General features: G+C 39.1%; 17 protein-coding genes. 15 read left to right on the top strand and 2 right to left on the bottom strand.

What is annotated here, in order from left to right:
• Nucleotides 1–5: 5 nt before the first annotated feature.
• Entirely contained in the window at nucleotides 6–1,169 is a 1,164-nt protein-coding gene (locus AC5WOE_RS12550; protein WP_496052718.1) for a cytochrome P450, read from the top strand.
• A gap of 204 nt (nucleotides 1,170–1,373) precedes the next feature.
• A complete protein-coding gene (locus tag AC5WOE_RS12545) occupies nucleotides 1,374–2,552 on the top strand; it encodes an MFS transporter (protein WP_496048907.1) in 1,179 nt (392 codons plus the stop codon).
• Between the two features lie 110 nt (nucleotides 2,553–2,662).
• Here the strand turns inward: AC5WOE_RS12545 and AC5WOE_RS12540 are convergent, their stop codons facing one another.
• The gene (locus AC5WOE_RS12540) at nucleotides 2,663–3,625 is read right to left on the bottom strand and encodes an aminoglycoside phosphotransferase family protein (RefSeq protein ID WP_496052717.1); all 963 of its coding nucleotides are present in this window, start codon (nucleotides 3,623–3,625) and stop codon (nucleotides 2,663–2,665) included.
• Nucleotides 3,626–3,997: 372 nt separating this feature from the next.
• Between AC5WOE_RS12540 and AC5WOE_RS12535 the strand changes: the two genes are divergently transcribed.
• From AC5WOE_RS12535 to AC5WOE_RS12495, 9 genes are all read left to right on the top strand, one after another.
• Nucleotides 3,998–4,756 carry a DeoR/GlpR family DNA-binding transcription regulator gene (locus tag AC5WOE_RS12535; protein ID WP_496048905.1) on the top strand — a complete coding sequence of 253 codons (759 nt, stop codon included), beginning with the start codon at nucleotides 3,998–4,000 and terminating at the stop codon, nucleotides 4,754–4,756.
• Nucleotides 4,757–4,780: 24 nt separating this feature from the next.
• Nucleotides 4,781–5,719 carry a 1-phosphofructokinase gene (pfkB, locus tag AC5WOE_RS12530; protein ID WP_496052716.1) on the top strand — a complete coding sequence of 313 codons (939 nt, stop codon included), beginning with the start codon at nucleotides 4,781–4,783 and terminating at the stop codon, nucleotides 5,717–5,719.
• The gene (locus AC5WOE_RS12525; protein ID WP_496052715.1) at nucleotides 5,716–7,101 is read left to right on the top strand and encodes a fructose-specific PTS transporter subunit EIIC; all 1,386 of its coding nucleotides are present in this window, start codon (nucleotides 5,716–5,718) and stop codon (nucleotides 7,099–7,101) included. The genes pfkB and AC5WOE_RS12525 overlap by 4 nt, the downstream gene beginning before the upstream one ends.
• On the top strand, nucleotides 7,098–7,538 hold the full coding sequence (locus AC5WOE_RS12520) for a PTS sugar transporter subunit IIA (RefSeq protein ID WP_496052714.1): 441 nt from the start codon (nucleotides 7,098–7,100) through the stop codon (nucleotides 7,536–7,538). The genes AC5WOE_RS12525 and AC5WOE_RS12520 overlap by 4 nt, the downstream gene beginning before the upstream one ends.
• Nucleotides 7,539–7,574: 36 nt before the next feature.
• Complete coding sequence (locus AC5WOE_RS12515) at nucleotides 7,575–7,835, top strand: HPr family phosphocarrier protein (RefSeq protein WP_496048901.1); 261 nt, start codon at nucleotides 7,575–7,577, stop codon at nucleotides 7,833–7,835.
• 179 nt (nucleotides 7,836–8,014) lie between these two features.
• The gene (locus tag AC5WOE_RS12510; RefSeq protein ID WP_496052713.1) at nucleotides 8,015–8,311 is read left to right on the top strand and encodes a hypothetical protein; all 297 of its coding nucleotides are present in this window, start codon (nucleotides 8,015–8,017) and stop codon (nucleotides 8,309–8,311) included.
• 274 nt (nucleotides 8,312–8,585) lie between these two features.
• Nucleotides 8,586–9,149: a YIP1 family protein gene (locus tag AC5WOE_RS12505; protein ID WP_496052712.1), complete on the top strand. Its 564-nt coding sequence runs from the start codon at nucleotides 8,586–8,588 to the stop codon at nucleotides 9,147–9,149.
• A gap of 62 nt (nucleotides 9,150–9,211) precedes the next feature.
• A complete protein-coding gene (locus AC5WOE_RS12500; RefSeq protein WP_496052711.1) occupies nucleotides 9,212–10,093 on the top strand; it encodes a YxiH-YxzG fusion protein in 882 nt (293 codons plus the stop codon).
• Between the two features lie 198 nt (nucleotides 10,094–10,291).
• Entirely contained in the window at nucleotides 10,292–10,810 is a 519-nt protein-coding gene (locus AC5WOE_RS12495; RefSeq protein WP_496048897.1) for a DUF4309 domain-containing protein, read from the top strand.
• A gap of 137 nt (nucleotides 10,811–10,947) precedes the next feature.
• On the opposite strand, the gene AC5WOE_RS12490 is transcribed toward AC5WOE_RS12495, so the two are convergent.
• Nucleotides 10,948–11,907, bottom strand: a complete 960-nt coding sequence (locus AC5WOE_RS12490; RefSeq protein ID WP_496052710.1) for a helix-turn-helix transcriptional regulator — start codon at nucleotides 11,905–11,907, stop codon at nucleotides 10,948–10,950.
• 118 nt (nucleotides 11,908–12,025) lie between these two features.
• Between AC5WOE_RS12490 and AC5WOE_RS12485 the strand changes: the two genes are divergently transcribed.
• From AC5WOE_RS12485 to AC5WOE_RS12470, 4 genes are all read left to right on the top strand, one after another.
• Entirely contained in the window at nucleotides 12,026–12,406 is a 381-nt protein-coding gene (locus AC5WOE_RS12485) for a hypothetical protein (RefSeq protein ID WP_496052709.1), read from the top strand.
• Between the two features lie 36 nt (nucleotides 12,407–12,442).
• A complete protein-coding gene (locus tag AC5WOE_RS12480; protein WP_496052708.1) occupies nucleotides 12,443–13,456 on the top strand; it encodes a zinc-dependent alcohol dehydrogenase family protein in 1,014 nt (337 codons plus the stop codon).
• Between the two features lie 60 nt (nucleotides 13,457–13,516).
• Nucleotides 13,517–14,161 (top strand): peroxiredoxin-like family protein, encoded by a 645-nt coding sequence (locus tag AC5WOE_RS12475; protein WP_496048893.1) that lies wholly within the window; start codon nucleotides 13,517–13,519, stop codon nucleotides 14,159–14,161.
• Nucleotides 14,162–14,444: 283 nt separating this feature from the next.
• Nucleotides 14,445–14,828: a stress protein gene (locus AC5WOE_RS12470; RefSeq protein WP_496049430.1), complete on the top strand. Its 384-nt coding sequence runs from the start codon at nucleotides 14,445–14,447 to the stop codon at nucleotides 14,826–14,828.
• Nucleotides 14,829–15,029 lie beyond the last annotated feature (201 nt).

The raw sequence follows: 15,029 nt of genomic DNA, 5'->3' as shown, positions 1-15,029 counted from the left end.
AAAAAATGGCATCCTTTAAATTCGGTCACTTCCTTGCACCAGAAAATATGTGGAAAGAAGCTAGTTGCTACGATTGGTATAAAAAAATGAGACATACTGCTCCGATTTCCTATGATCCAAAGCGAAGATGCTGGGATGTTTTTCGTTACAAAGATGCCCAGACCGTTTTGAAGAACTATCATGTATTTTCGTCTGAGCGATCCAAAGATAAAGTAGATAGTTTATTGAGTATGGACCCGCCAGAACATAAAAAATATCGCTCCATTGCAAATAAATCGTTTGGTAGTCATTATCGATTGCATATGGAATCATTGATCAGAGAAATAACCGCACAAACGATGGATGATATCAACAACAAAAGTCAGATAGATTTTATACAGGAAGTCGCTTTTTATATTCCGGTAATCATGATGATGCGCTTACTTGGTATAACAGAGAACCATTATCAAGAAGTTATTGACATGAGCATTGGAGGTTTAACAAGAAGCAATTCCGCAAATGAACTGAAAGCGGTATTAAAAAAAGTGAGAAACAGCATACATAATGGGAATCGTTTTTTTGAACGTCTCATAGAAGAGAAACAACGACATCCTCAAGATGATATGACTACTGATCTGCTTATGAGGCATGGAGATATCGAATTATCGAAAATAAGAGATTTCTTATACTCTGTCTTAACTGCTGGAAATGAAACATCCATTAATCTGCTTGGAAATACGATGTATCTTTTCTCCACACAGCCAAATGTATGGGCACTGCTACAAGAAGATCCTACACGAATTCCACAAGCGATTGAAGAGGTTCTTCGATTCCACTCTTCTGTTCATAATATCAATCGGATTGCAACAGAAAACATAGAGCTAAATGGATATACCATAAAGAAAGGGGATGAAGTAGTCGTATGGTTAGCCTCTGCAAATCGAGATGAAGAAGTATTTGCTCAAGCGGATGAGTTCCAAATCAATCGTTCACCAAACCCGCATCTTGCATTTGGGCATGGTATCCATACTTGTATAGGGAGTTCACTAGCGAGACTGGAAGCGAATATTATCTTCACCGCATTTATCACTAATTTTCCGAAAATAAGTATAATTGGGAAACCGATTCGAAATTCAAACTTTGTGTTCCAGGGGTTTGACCATATTTATATGGAATCTAACCAAATATAACCGGATACACCCTAGCTATCGTGCTAGGGTGTATTTGTTACCGAGTGTCCTTATTAAGATAGTGCCGTAATTCCGGTTTTTCGGTTTGCTCATGTTGTTAAAAAAGTGAAATGGGAATAGTTGAACTCATTCATTTGAATAGAAAAAGAAAGAATGATTTAATAAAAATAGAATTGCAATCTTTACTCAATTCAAGGAGTTCTTATGCGAAGTGTGTTTTCTATTTTTCCAAGAATGAGGACATGGTGGAGTCGACAATCCTTGAAACGATTTCCTGAGCCTACGAGGCGAATCATCCGAGGAGGCTCTCTGCTTACTTTTGCGGTGGGTTTTGTCTCTACTTCTCTCCCTCCCTATCTTGTTCAAAAGGGATTGCTAAAGAATGTAGGATACATCATGGCGATGTTCGCCATCTCTGAGTGTTTGACGGCGCTTATGGCAGGGAAGATGACGGATCGATGGGGAGGTTCTCGTGTCGTGCGAATCTTTCTCCCAATACCAGTCACACTTCCGTTTTTCTACCTGATGAGCAGTCGCCCGATAATGTTTATGGGGCTTCAGTTCGTACACGGCATGGTTAACACAATGGTATTGCTGCCATTGACCTCCATGCTGCGGGAACTTCACCCAGACGGGGATGAGTTGCGTAACGTAAACGCCATTGCTTCAGGTAGACAGTTCCTCATGGGAGGTGTAGGCCTGTTGACCGGATTGTGGTGCATGCAACAAGGATATGTCATGCTTTGGTTCTTGATTGGGACTATGGTGTACATGTTCGTTTGGAAAATGCTGAGCGTCCAAATCCCCTATCATCCACAAGAAAGGGAGAAAAATTCCCAACTTGGGCGGAGGATAGTGCCGTATGTGCTCACAACCGTTGGTGTGTTTGCATCATATAGGGTATTTTTGACTTATGTGCCCCTATATGTGACCTACGGGTTTTTCTGCGTTTGGATGGCGACATTTGCCAACTTTATAGGTAGTCTATGGATTCCCGAACTAGCTAAAAAGTTGGGGGACTTGCCTGTAATGGTAGGATCGATTGTTGCATTGGGAGGAAGTATCGCACTAATCCCCTCTGGCATACCTGTATTCCTCATCCTCGCAAGTGCGGGAATCGGCTTGGCCATACGAAGTTACGTAACCACAAGCACTCAGATCATTCTCAGTTTGACCTCCATAAAAGAGACAGGGTCGGCCATGGCACTGAACAATTTGTGCAGAGATATAGGCCAGTCTGCCGGCAACTGGGCTGCTGGAAATGCAGCCAATCTCTGGGGACTTGGAATCGTCTTTTGGACAGTGCAGCCGTGGCTTTTGGGATCACTGCTCATGCCGCTAATCGCCATTGTCTTCAAGAATAGGTGGAAAACACAGGGATAACTTCGCATATGCCACGCTTGCCTCTACAAGAGACAAGCGTGGTGCTGTTTAGAGAGACATTTTTTAAACAGGAGTGGTGTGTAAAAAATGAAGTTTATAGAAAAAATTTTTTAGGTGTGATATCTATTCCGTTGCCAAATTTTCTTCGCATACTCTGCAAACAAAGGTATACAATCAGGATTGCAATCGATTGCCCATCTCAGCTTGTCACATGCATCAAGCAGCAATAAAGAGTCTAAGGTAGGCTGCATGCTTTGAAAATCAGAGGCAGAGATACCATAACCTTGTAGAAAAACATGCATTTGTCCAATATTTGGAGTTCCGATGTCTATTTGAGACTTCAATAATTGCATTAATTCCCAATATGGAATGAGATGTACTTCGGCACATCCCCAATCTAATAGTGTTACAGTCCCTTTGTCATCGACGATCGTATTTTTTAAGGAAAGATCTCCATGTGTAAGGCCAAAAGAAAACGCCATCTGGGAGAGGTCTTCGAATTTTTGTTTTATTATTTTCGTATTTTCTATTGTGAAGACGCCTAATGAGATTAAGGGATCGTTTTCTGTTAAACTATTGATGTTATAATGAACAAAACTACGCCAAGTACCATCAAAGCCTTCATGAGTGGAGGCAGTGAAAGTACGGTTGGTTGGGTTAGATAAGATTTCTCCAAAACCATTTATATGGATGGCGTGAATTTGCTTCGTATACTCCCCTAATTTTCTCCAAATCATTTCTTTGTTCCAAGGGCTGTCTATGCCATTTTTTCCTGCTATGAATGTCTGAATCATATAGGTCACTTGATCCATCTCGCCAACAAAAAGTACTTCTGGTCCAGAGATACCTTTCCGTTTTGCCTGCTCTATACACCATTTTTCTTTTTCATAAATGGCTAATGTGTTTGGAGCTTCATTCATTCTTACAATAAACTCGGAAACATCAGTTTTTACCCGACAAACTCGGTTTACGGTTCCGTATCCGATAATGGGATGAATAGATTGGACTTTGTCTTCTGTGATTTGTCCACTAATCCTCTTGACTAGATCAAAGATATTTTTTGAAGGTAGCATGTCTATCTCCTGAAACACTATTTTCTTTGGGTTTATCCATTGTAGTTGAAAGAATAAACTGATTTATTAAATTCCTATTATATCATCAAATATTTTGATCTGAAGAGTAGGTATTTTTCCGATGGTTCTAATTGAGATTCGAAAATGAAAATGAGAATAAATGAGCACATAAGACAAAGATTGAGAATAAATTGTGATTCATTTGTTACATACTTAACAATTATAGGTATCCAAACAGAAAATAAAATGCATGCAAGCAAAAGAATCTATCGAAATGAGCGGAGTCAATCATTACCAATCATAAATGACTAGAAATAATCAAAAATTATTATATAATGAGCGTAGGTAAGCATTTTATATTAGGAGAGAATTATGTTCACAGAAGAAAGACATCAACAAATTTTATCTTATTTAAATAAGTATCAACGTGCTTCCGTTCCCGAATTAAGCCAAACGTTCCAAGTATCTGAATCTACTATCCGCAGGGATTTAAGTGAATTGGAACAAAAGGAAAAGCTGCGTCGAACACATGGTGGGGCTGTTTTCCTTGATTTTGTTCGCATGGAGCCAACGGTGAAAGAGAAGCAGACAACAAATTTAGCAGAAAAGGAGAGAATAGCGAAAACAGCCAGCGAATGGATTAAGGAAAAAGAAACGATTTTACTTGATTCTGGTACCACAACACTGCAACTTGCGAGACACCTTCATTCTTTAGATCTTACCATTGTCACAAATTCTGTAAGCGTTTTAACGGAACTACAGGATGCGAAAAACATAGAGTTACTCAGTACAGGAGGAACCGTTCGTTCACAGATTGGAGCGATGGTCGGGCCCTACGCAGAGGGTTTTATCAGAAGGATAAAGGTAGATAAATTGTTTTTAGGAATGAATGGTGTGGATGTAAGAAATGGTCTGAGTACTCCCAATGTGCAAGAAGCGCAAATGAAAAAAGAAATGATTTCAGCTGCCAGGCAAGTTATTTTGTTATGTGACCACAGTAAAATCGGTAAAATTACACTTCATCAGGTTGCATCATTATCTGAGATCGATAGGATTATTACCGATAAAAGTGCGCCTTTATCCTTTCTTGAAGACTGTGAGCAGTTAGGCATCGATGTGATAACGGTTTAATTATGTGAAAGAAGGTTCTTTATGATGAGAATCGCAACAGTATCTTTAAATCCCGCAGTTGATCAAACCATTGCGATCGAAAAACTACACATAGGACAAAAAAATGTGGCGATGAATACCCGCTATGACTTTGGAGGAAAAGGCATTAATGTTGCTCGGGTACTAGCTCATTTTGGCATACAGCCTACTGTAACCGGATGGCTTGGAAGAGAGGCTCAGCAGTACGAAAAACAGTTACATGATATGGGAATCCATTCCTCATTTGTATTTACGAATCAACGAATTCGAACAAATATAAAGGTTTTAGAGCAACATTCCGGTAAGATGACGGAATTAAATGAAGCCGGATTTCCCATTAGTGAATTGGAGAAAGACCGCTTTATCGAACACTATACTGGCCTGCTATCCAAGATAGATATGATAATTCTTGCAGGCAGTTTACCTCCAGGCATAGACCCAGCCTTTTATCGCTTTTTAATTGAACAAGCCAATAAACATCAGGTGTTGTCTTTTTTAGATACAAATGGACATTTACTAAAATACGCCTCAAAGTCTTTGCCATATGCAATAAAACCAAATCAAGAAGAATTAGAGGAATATCTAGGTTGCAAAGTACAAAATGAACAAGATGTTGTCGAAGCGGGTCTTGCCCTTATCGATCAAGGAATTTCATTAGTAGCGATTTCTTTAGGGGCAAAAGGAGCGTACTTTTTCAAACAGGGGCAAACAGTGAAGACAAAACCTCCACATATAGAAGTGAAAAGCACTGTAGGTGCAGGGGATTCTATGTTTGCCGGAATGGTTATAAGTGTGTTGAACAGCTGGGAGCTAGAAAAGATTGCGAGATTTTCCACTGCATTAGGATCAGCTACTGCTTCGAAAGCCGGTACACAATTAGGCAAGCCGGAAGATGTAGATAAATTACTTGATCTAGTCGAAGTTGAAGGAGTGAATGGGAGATGAAGAAAAAAATACTTGCTGTTACCGCCTGTCCTACTGGTATTGCTCATACCTATATGTCAGCAGAGGCGCTATCGGAGGCTGCAAAACGGAAAGATATTGATTTTAAAGTAGAGACACGGGGAGCTTCCGGAATTGAGAACAAACTGAGCAAAGAGGAAATTGACAAAGCAGATGCAATCATTATCGCAGCTGATGTGGATGTGGACGAAGAGCGTTTTCATCATAAATCAGTTACAAGAGCAAAGTTGAGTGAGGCAATAAAAAAACCCGAGCAAGTGATTGACAGGGCATTGGAGGAAGCTCAGCAGTTTGAACCAAGCAAAATAAAGACGAACGAGGTTTCCTCAAAGGAGACGAATCAAGCAAAAGGTTTGTATAAGCACTTACTCAATGGTGTATCTTACATGTTGCCACTGGTTGTAGTGGGCGGTATTTTGATAGCGATTTCATTTGCCTTTGGGATTAAAGCATTCGAGCAACAAGGAACATTTGCTGCTGCACTGATGGACATTGGAGGAAATAGTGCTTTTGCATTGATGATCCCTATTTTAGCTGGATTTATCGCTTTTTCGATTGCGGAAAAAGCAGGATTAGCCCCTGGTCTTATTGGTGGTATGTTAGCCTCTAAAATTGGAGCAGGATTTCTAGGCGGGATACTTGCAGGTTTCCTAGCCGGGTATGTGGCTAAAGCGTTGAAAGATTATATTCGTCTGCCAAAAAGCTTACAAGGTATTCATACGATTGTCATTATCCCTGTCGTTTCTTCCCTTATTGTGGGGCTGCTCATGATCTTTGTCCTTGGTACACCGATCAAATTGATTATGGATGGATTAGCAGCTTGGCTAAAGACATTAGGGACAACAAATGCTATTTTACTCGGTCTCCTCTTGGGAGCGATGATGGCAAGCGATATGGGTGGTCCGATCAATAAAGCTGCCTACACTTTTGGAGTAGGACTACTTGGAAGCGGAGTATATGGACCGATGGCTGCAATTATGGCTGCTGGAATGACACCACCTCTTGGAATCTGGTTAGCGACGCTGCTAGCTCGCAAAAAATTTTCTACAGACGAACGAGAAGCTGGGAAAGCAGCTGGCATACTAGGCCTATCCTTTATTACGGAAGGTGCGATTCCATTTGCGGCAGCTGATCCTATTCGGGTTATACCCTCTCTCATTGCTGGGTCGGCTATAACAGGCGCTTTGTCGATGGCATTTCATGTGTCATTAAAAGCTCCACACGGTGGAATTTTTGTGCTTGCAATTCCAAATGTAGTTACCAACATAGGGGCATATGTGATTGCAATAGCAGTTGGTATGATTGTGACAGCTGCCTTACTCGCACTATTAAAAAGAAATAAAGAAACGGAGATAGCAAAATGATAGCAGAGTATCTACTTCCAGACTCAGTTCAGTTGGATGTACAGGTAACATCCCGTGAAGAATTGTTGGAATATCTTGTAGAATCAATGGCTTCCAAAGGGTTGGTAACAGATGCCAATGTATATTTAGAAGATCTGTATACGAGGGAGAAACAAGGCTCCACCGCAATTGGTTTTGATGTAGCTACCCCACATGCAAAATCCAAAGGAGTTGCCAAACCAGCAATTTCACTAGCTCGTCTTGTCCAACCAATACAGTGGGATGAAGATGAAGAGGTATCATTGGTATTTTTAATTGCTGTACCAGAAGCACAAGCTGGAGATATACATCTGAAAATAGTAGCAAATCTTTTCCGCAAATTGATGCATGAAGATTTTCGTCAGTCATTAAAGACAGCAAATACAGCGGAAGAAATCTTAAATGCTATCGAAGATTAAGAGAAATATGAGTAATCGGAAAGGATATAAAGATCAATGATAAAAAAAGAGATAAAAGTAAATCTGGAACACGGTTTGCATATTCGACCTGCGAAAGAGTTTGTGCAAGTAGCAAGCCGTTTTAGTAGTGATATTGATGTGATCAAAAATAGCCAAACTGCAAATGGGAAAAGCATTTTAGGGATCGTATCATTAGGGATTGTAATGGGAGAAACCATTACTTTGGCGGCTGATGGTTCGGATGAAAACGAAGCGATAATTAGTTTGGAGAAGATTTTTATCGAAGGTGAAGCGTAATTCATTTTATTGAATAGTAGACGTATCTTTTGCACAGGCAGAAAATCATGATAGTAAACAAAATCAGGCAGGGGTGAAACCTAATTGGTTTTGTTTTTTTATGCATTTTTCTCGTACATTTATTGAATTTTATGTGTGACAAAAAAGCCGCTTCCTTGTCGCACTAGAAGCTTGCAAATATGAGGTCTGCCCCGAGCAGTACGTTAATAGCACTGATCGGAACAGGGATGGAACCTCACTTTCCTACATGTCGTCACAGGAAGGTTGATCAAGCACCGCTTCCAGTTTTTCTCTCTTCACGGGATTCAGGTACTTCAGTATCACATCACGATCCCAATGACGATAGCGGTAGAGTCGTTCCAATTTTTCCATTGTCAGCTCGTTCACATAAACGGGCAGTGATGGGACAAGTTCATCGTACATGGGAACGAGGGTACAGTTCAGGAGCCAGTAGTGCTGATTTCCCGGACTCATGACGGAGAAGTAATAGGGAATCTCCTCAGACTTCCCATGAGCGTGGAGAAACAAGAAAATCAGGTCAGAAACAAATTCCAGCTTCTTGACTTTTGATGAATCAACTTTTCTACTCACAAAGAGTTTGACTATTAGCCAAAAGTGCAAAAAAGAGGAGTATTATTTCCCCTTTTTCAACTGAGTTTGCATCAGAAATGACGTAAATAAATAGAAAATGCTATGATGGGTGTAACAGAAAGTTGAGTCTTTAACGTAAAAAAGAAGAGAGGGTTTTAGGTGGAGATTTCTGTTCCCACTAGTATTTTAATTTTATTTCAACCAACGAAAGCGGCAGAGCGAATTAGACAAAATCCAAGCTATTGGAAACCGCTGTTTTTAGTAAGTTTGTTTATAGCTGTTTATTTTTATATTGTTGATCCAGCAGGCAGCTTCTTGATGTCTGTCGTTGTTCTGGTATCGAAAATTTTATTATATCTCATCGCTGCGAGCATACAGGCGTTAATGATATTTTGTTTGTTAAAACTATTTAAGAAAAGCATCCCTTTTCGACTTGTACTGGCGATGGTAGCATATAGTCTGTTTGTACCTGAATGCGTATACTTTATTTTAAATTACAATTTACCGCTTGATGGGCCACATATAACAGCGTTGAGTTATTGGATAAACTCTTCTGGAATACAGACAGCGATATTGAATCTATTTGATCTCATGATTATCTGGGAAATAATCATAACCTTTTTTTGTTTACGACAACTTGCCTGTGTAACTAATTTACAGACGGGAGTGATAATGGGGGTTTACACACTATGTTATTTCTTATTGGAATTAACAACAAAATGACATGAAGCTATGAATAGGTTTTGTTAGAGGATTAAAGACAAGGGGAGGAAGGATTCCGAAAGATGAATGTTATACAAGCTAAGCATTTATTTAATCGTGATCAGGTAGTCGGAAATTATGATACCTGTAGTATCCACTTGGACTATAACGGTAATCCAATATTGTTTGCTTCCATCAAACATAAGAAAAGAAATATACATACCATTTTCCATATAAGAGATGAAGGGGTGCAGAAAATACTTCTTCCTCCTGTAGATGACGATTATCATACTGTTCAACCGTTAGGGGAGAACTGGCTGCTTGTGAATGCGAGAGTTCGGGATAATCAAACACATAATGCCTTTCTCTTCAATGAGAATCAGGAAATAGTGTCTTCTTTTCATATGGGTGATGGAATAGAAGATGTGCAGACGACCAAAAACGGAGATATTTGGGCGAGTTACTTTGATGAAGGAGTATTTGGAGGTACTATCGGGACAAGCGGTTTACTCTGTTTTGATCAGCAGGGGAGTATCACATTTGATTTTGACTCTTTTATCCAGAAACCAAGTAACAAAACTATTCCCTATATAGCGGATTGTTACGCCTTAAACGTCTCTTCGGATGAAACTGTATATCTATACTATTACACCGATTTTCCCTTGTTGGCTATCCATCATAAGACTAGTTTTGAAGTTTGCCAAGAGAAGGTATTTGATGAGGCTCCGATTGTTGGAAGTCACGCTTTTGCTGTCTGGAATAATAGTGTGTTATTTGCACATGGTTATGAACAAAAAGGAAAACTACATCTCTATTCTAAGTACAGCAAGGGGATTCAAACCTTTCAACCTATGAATGAAAAGAATGAAATTATTCATTATGACTATGCAGTGGCAAGAGCACATAACATGCTTTTAATTTGTAAAAATGATGTTTATTTAGTAGATATAGGAGAGTTGGTTTAGTTTTATGGTGTTTGTTCTTTTCGTATGGCAGGCTTCTCAAAGGTGTTATGCTCCAAAGTGAAGCAAGGATAAATTCGATAAATAGGATGGAGTTATTAGATTGCATGCGACATGTCTACTTATTGCAAATAGAATTACTATAAAAATAGTTAGCAAAATGTTATAATAATTACGAATTTGATGTGAGGGGAGAATTGGATGCAGCATTTACGTAAAACATTAGTGACTTTGACACTCGTCTTTGGCCTTTTATTATTTAGCTTTCCAAGTTTAACTCAAGCTCAAGTAAATCATGTAACATCAAATGCGAACTTAGTTCATAAAAAATGGTTGATCGAAACAAAAGTACTAGCATATCAAGGAAAAACATTAAATAGTGGTCGTTTTGGTCTTGGAAGCAAGAAACAATCGATCTTGCATGCTTGGGGTGGACCTGACGTGGACAATGACTATTATATCTACTTCTATGAACGTAGAATTGGTTTTGCATTTGATTTCAACTATTTCGTAAACTACATCGAATCCCAAGACAAGCGGCTCCAATCTATTACGTTGAAAGAAGTAAAATCGACGTACGGTAAAGCCACTCGCGAGTATGACACGGAAGGTGTCCATATATTGCAATATCCAGCTGGAAAGCACCAACTTCGGATCGAGACTGCTATTCCATCCAAATCCAATACCAATCCAACTATTTCTACAGTAACTATAAATTAGCAACAATAGGAGACCAGTTTTGCATAATCTATGCTAGCTGGTCTCTTTTTTGAGGATTTTTATCTGAGTGTAAACACAAAATCTTTTTTAATAAAAACGATCGAATCAATAAAAATGACTTTCAGTGAAAAATTGCTTTAATTAATCTCTATCCTATACTGGGATTTCATTAACTCGATTTTCCGTTTTAGATAGTCTCTCGCTTCTTTTGGTTCTATTATTTTAGCGTCCTCTCCCACTCCCCAAATCATATCGCAAAAAAATGTCAGGTTATTTATTGGGACTAACATTTGAATGATTCCACTTCCATCTTTCAGACGTTCCATAGCCTGCCCAAACCAACTGTTTGATTCAAGTGTTCGCACGCCTTTTTGCGTTATCTTGACAACTAGCATAGTTTTCTCTGATTCCTCTATTTCAGGGGTATTCCACTCCGTTACAGATCTTTGGTCCACATCTTCCCGGCAACGGATAGATTCATTCGATTTTGCAGATTGAATACGATCTGCGCGGAATAATCGATATGCTTCCCGCTGAAAACAGTATGCTGGACAATACCAATATCCTTGTGCCGCATAGAGACCGATTGGCTGTATATCTCTTGTGGTTATGCCTTTGCTGGAATTGTACTCGATCGTTACAGCACTTCGAACCATGATTGCTTCTAATAAAGTTCTCAAACACTCGGAAGACATGGATCGATAAGGGTTCCAAATGACCATCTTATCTTTTAATCGGTCAATTTGTTCTTTCACATCTGCTGGTGAGTAATGGTAAAACTTATGAAGTGCTGATGTTGCTCCCTCATCAAAAGGCAGAGAGCCAAAGTACTGTAAGGATTGGCAAGCAAAGAACATTGCGATCGCTTCACTTTCTGTAAATGTAATTGGAGGAAGCATCCTTTCTTGCAGTAACCGATAACCGCCTCCTCTTCCTTGCACAGAATAAATCGGAAACCCTAGTTCGCTCAATTCTTGTAGGTCACGTGTTATTGTGCGAGTAGAAAGCTGAAACTCATCAGCGAGTTCCCGAACCGTAAAAGCTTTTTTGGCATTAATCATCATAATAAGTTGAATTAAACGCTGTGATTTTAGCAAAACAACCTTATCCTTTACTTTTTTTTTATTTTAGCATGAAAATAAGACATGATCTGTCCTATTTTCATGCTAAAGTCATTTTGTAAACCATAAATGAAGAAAGAAGGCTGAAAATAAGATGGATAGTATACAAGATTTTGTGAGTAGATATAACAAAGTTTGGAATGAAGCAAATGTTGATCAACGCAGAAGAAGTATTGAAGAACTTTGGTCCGATGATGCAACCCATTGTACGGAGAACATAGAAGCACATGGACATGAAGCAATAGAGGTTCGAATTCAAGAAGCATATGAAGAGTTTGTTGAAAAAGGTGGATTTACCTTTGAGCTTTTTCAAACGATTTCCAGTCACCACAATGTAGTGAAATTTTATTGGAAGATGGTGCCACAAGATGGGGGTTCAGCAGCAGGTGCAGGTTCTGTCGTTGCTATTTTAGATCAAGATGGTCGAATCATATCTGATTATCAATTTACGGAGCCACTACCAATCACTTTATAAGAATCTTTTAAAATAAGAAAAAAAGTAGGGAATTCGATGAAGAGCTACCATGTAAATTTAGGTGCAGGTCTCGAAGGTCTTTATGTAAAAGAACACGATGTACCCGTTCCTGGTCCTCGTGAAGTACTTGTTCGAGTACGAGCGTGTTCGATCAATTATCGCGAGATGATGATCATTTTTCAAGGAAACTATTCTTTACCTATTTTACCTGATGTTATACCGATATCAGATGGTGCTGGAGAAATTGTGGAGATAGGTAAAGGTGTTACCCGAGTAAAGGTAGGTGATAGGGTAGCAGGAAATATATTTCCAAATTGGATAGATGGCTCCTTTCATTGGGATAATGCTGCTCAGCTAGGTGGATCGCTCAATGGAATGTTGGCGGAATATGTGGTGCTGAGTGAAGAGGGAGTTGTTCACATTCCAGACCATCTTTCTTATGAGGAAGCAGCAACCTTACCATGTGCTGGTGTTACCGCATGGAATGCATTGACAGGAGGACAATCGTTAAGAGCTGGTAATACGGTGCTTACACTTGGTTCAGGTGGGGTTTCACTTTTTGCTATTCAGTTTGCCAAACTCTTTGGAGCGCGTGTTATTTCCACCACGTCTGATGAAGAAAAAGCAAAACGATTGAGGGAGTTAGGAGCTGATGAAGTAATCAATTACCACACAACATCCGACTGGCATCTTGCTGTGCATGAGTTGACCAATGGACGAGGCGTGGATCGAGTAGTAGAGGTTGGTGGTGCTGGTACCCTCGAAAAATCCATTAAATCAACAACAGGTAGTGGAGAAATTAGTCAAGTTGGATGGTTAGCTAACTGGGATTCGTCTATTCCTATAAGTGCTATTGCTTCCAATGTCTTTACCCTTCGGCGGATCGCTGTCGGAAGCCGTGCCCATTTTACTGCTATGAATCGTGCTATTGCCGTTAACCGATTAAAGCCAGTGATTGATCGTGTATTTACTTTTGAAGAAGCTGGGTCTGCCTTTCAGTATTATAAGGAGCAGTCTCGTTTTGGAAAAGTGGTTATTCGTCTCAATTAGTAAAAGACGGAATATTTATTCTATTGCGGATATTGATAACAAATGAGGAGGCATACAATTATGAGTGAACATTTAAGCAAACAGCTAGAAGCTAGAGAGCAGGAAATGAAAAGCAACACACCTAGAGAGTATCAAATTCTTCAAGAATCAATCGAATACTTGCAACAGACAGGTCTTGTAAGTGGATTAAAGATGGGTGACACAGCACCTGACTTCACCTTGAGCGATGCACTTGGTAATAAGGTTTCTTTAGTAGAAAAAACAACAGATGGGCCAGTAATTTTGACGTTTTATCGTGGAGGATGGTGTCCTTTTTGCAACCTGCAACTAAGGGCTTATCAAGAGGCTTTACCTCAGTTTCAAGAATATGGAGCCACACTAATTGCAGTCTCTCCACAGAGTCCTGATAACACCTTGAGTCAACAAGAAAAAGAACAACTTACTTTTGTGATCGCAAGCGATATAGATGGGTTCGTGGCAAATCAGTATAATGTTCTATATGAAGTCTCAGGTTCTTTAAGAGAAGTATACGAGAAGTTTAACTTGAATTTGGAGGAATATAACGCAACAGACCGTTGGGTATTGCCGATATCTGCAACTTTTGTGATCGATAAGCAAAATATCATCCGGTACGCTCATGTTGATCCAGATTTTATGCGCCGGTTAGAACCAGAAGTGATTTTAGACGTTCTTAGAAAGCTATAAATATTGATATCTAAGACACCCGAAAAATCCGGATAAATAGTAGATTATCCGGATTTTTTTCGTTCTTTTTATTTATTTGAATCCACTCATGCTTGTAGTGGCGGCATACCTCGAGTGTATCCTGTGTACTTTTTTTTCTTTTTTGAGATGTTTGAGAAAAAGAGGTTATTTATATCTTTGCTTTATTCTATTTGATAAACACAAAATTTCATATTTTACAAATAACTACCATTTTGATATTATTTGGAATAGAGGGATAATTATTTCATATCCCTTATTTTTTATGTCTATCAGAGGAGTGAGAGAAATGGCTGTTGGAGGAGAATTAAGTGTTAGCGTTGATGTTTTAGGTATAGCAAATGCAATTGCAGATGCTATCAAAAAAGATACGAATCGCGATGGCTTTGTAAAAAATCTGATGGAACAAACTTTTTATGCCGTAGGTCAGCAGTACAATGTGATGGTTTTTAATTTGAGTCAAGACTATGAAGATCATTTTAATGGGGTTAAGTTTTATGGTTCTGCGACGTATGATGGTGTCGTTTTTGGAATTTGGGCATTTGAAGATGGGGAATTTACCAATAAAGGGGATGGTGGATGGATTAATTGGGCATTTAGAGGCTGGTTTGACCGTGATGGCGGTCATGTAGCTTTTCACCGCCCATAAATATGTGCGATAAGGGGACAGGCTTTTACCTTATAGGAGAGTAAGATGTAAACAATCCAGTCAGGGTTAAAACCTAGACTGGATTGTTTGAATAGTTTTATTAAATATAAAGTACAATAAATCAAAAATAGACTATATTTTATCTCACCACATGATCTATTCTTATGTTATCAAAGTAGCTGATCTTTAAGATGAAGAATC

The organism is Shimazuella sp. NTD248 (genome assembly GCF_059510395.1).
Note: the sequence above shows the minus strand (reverse complement) of the source record. Positions and strands in the feature narration are given on the sequence as shown.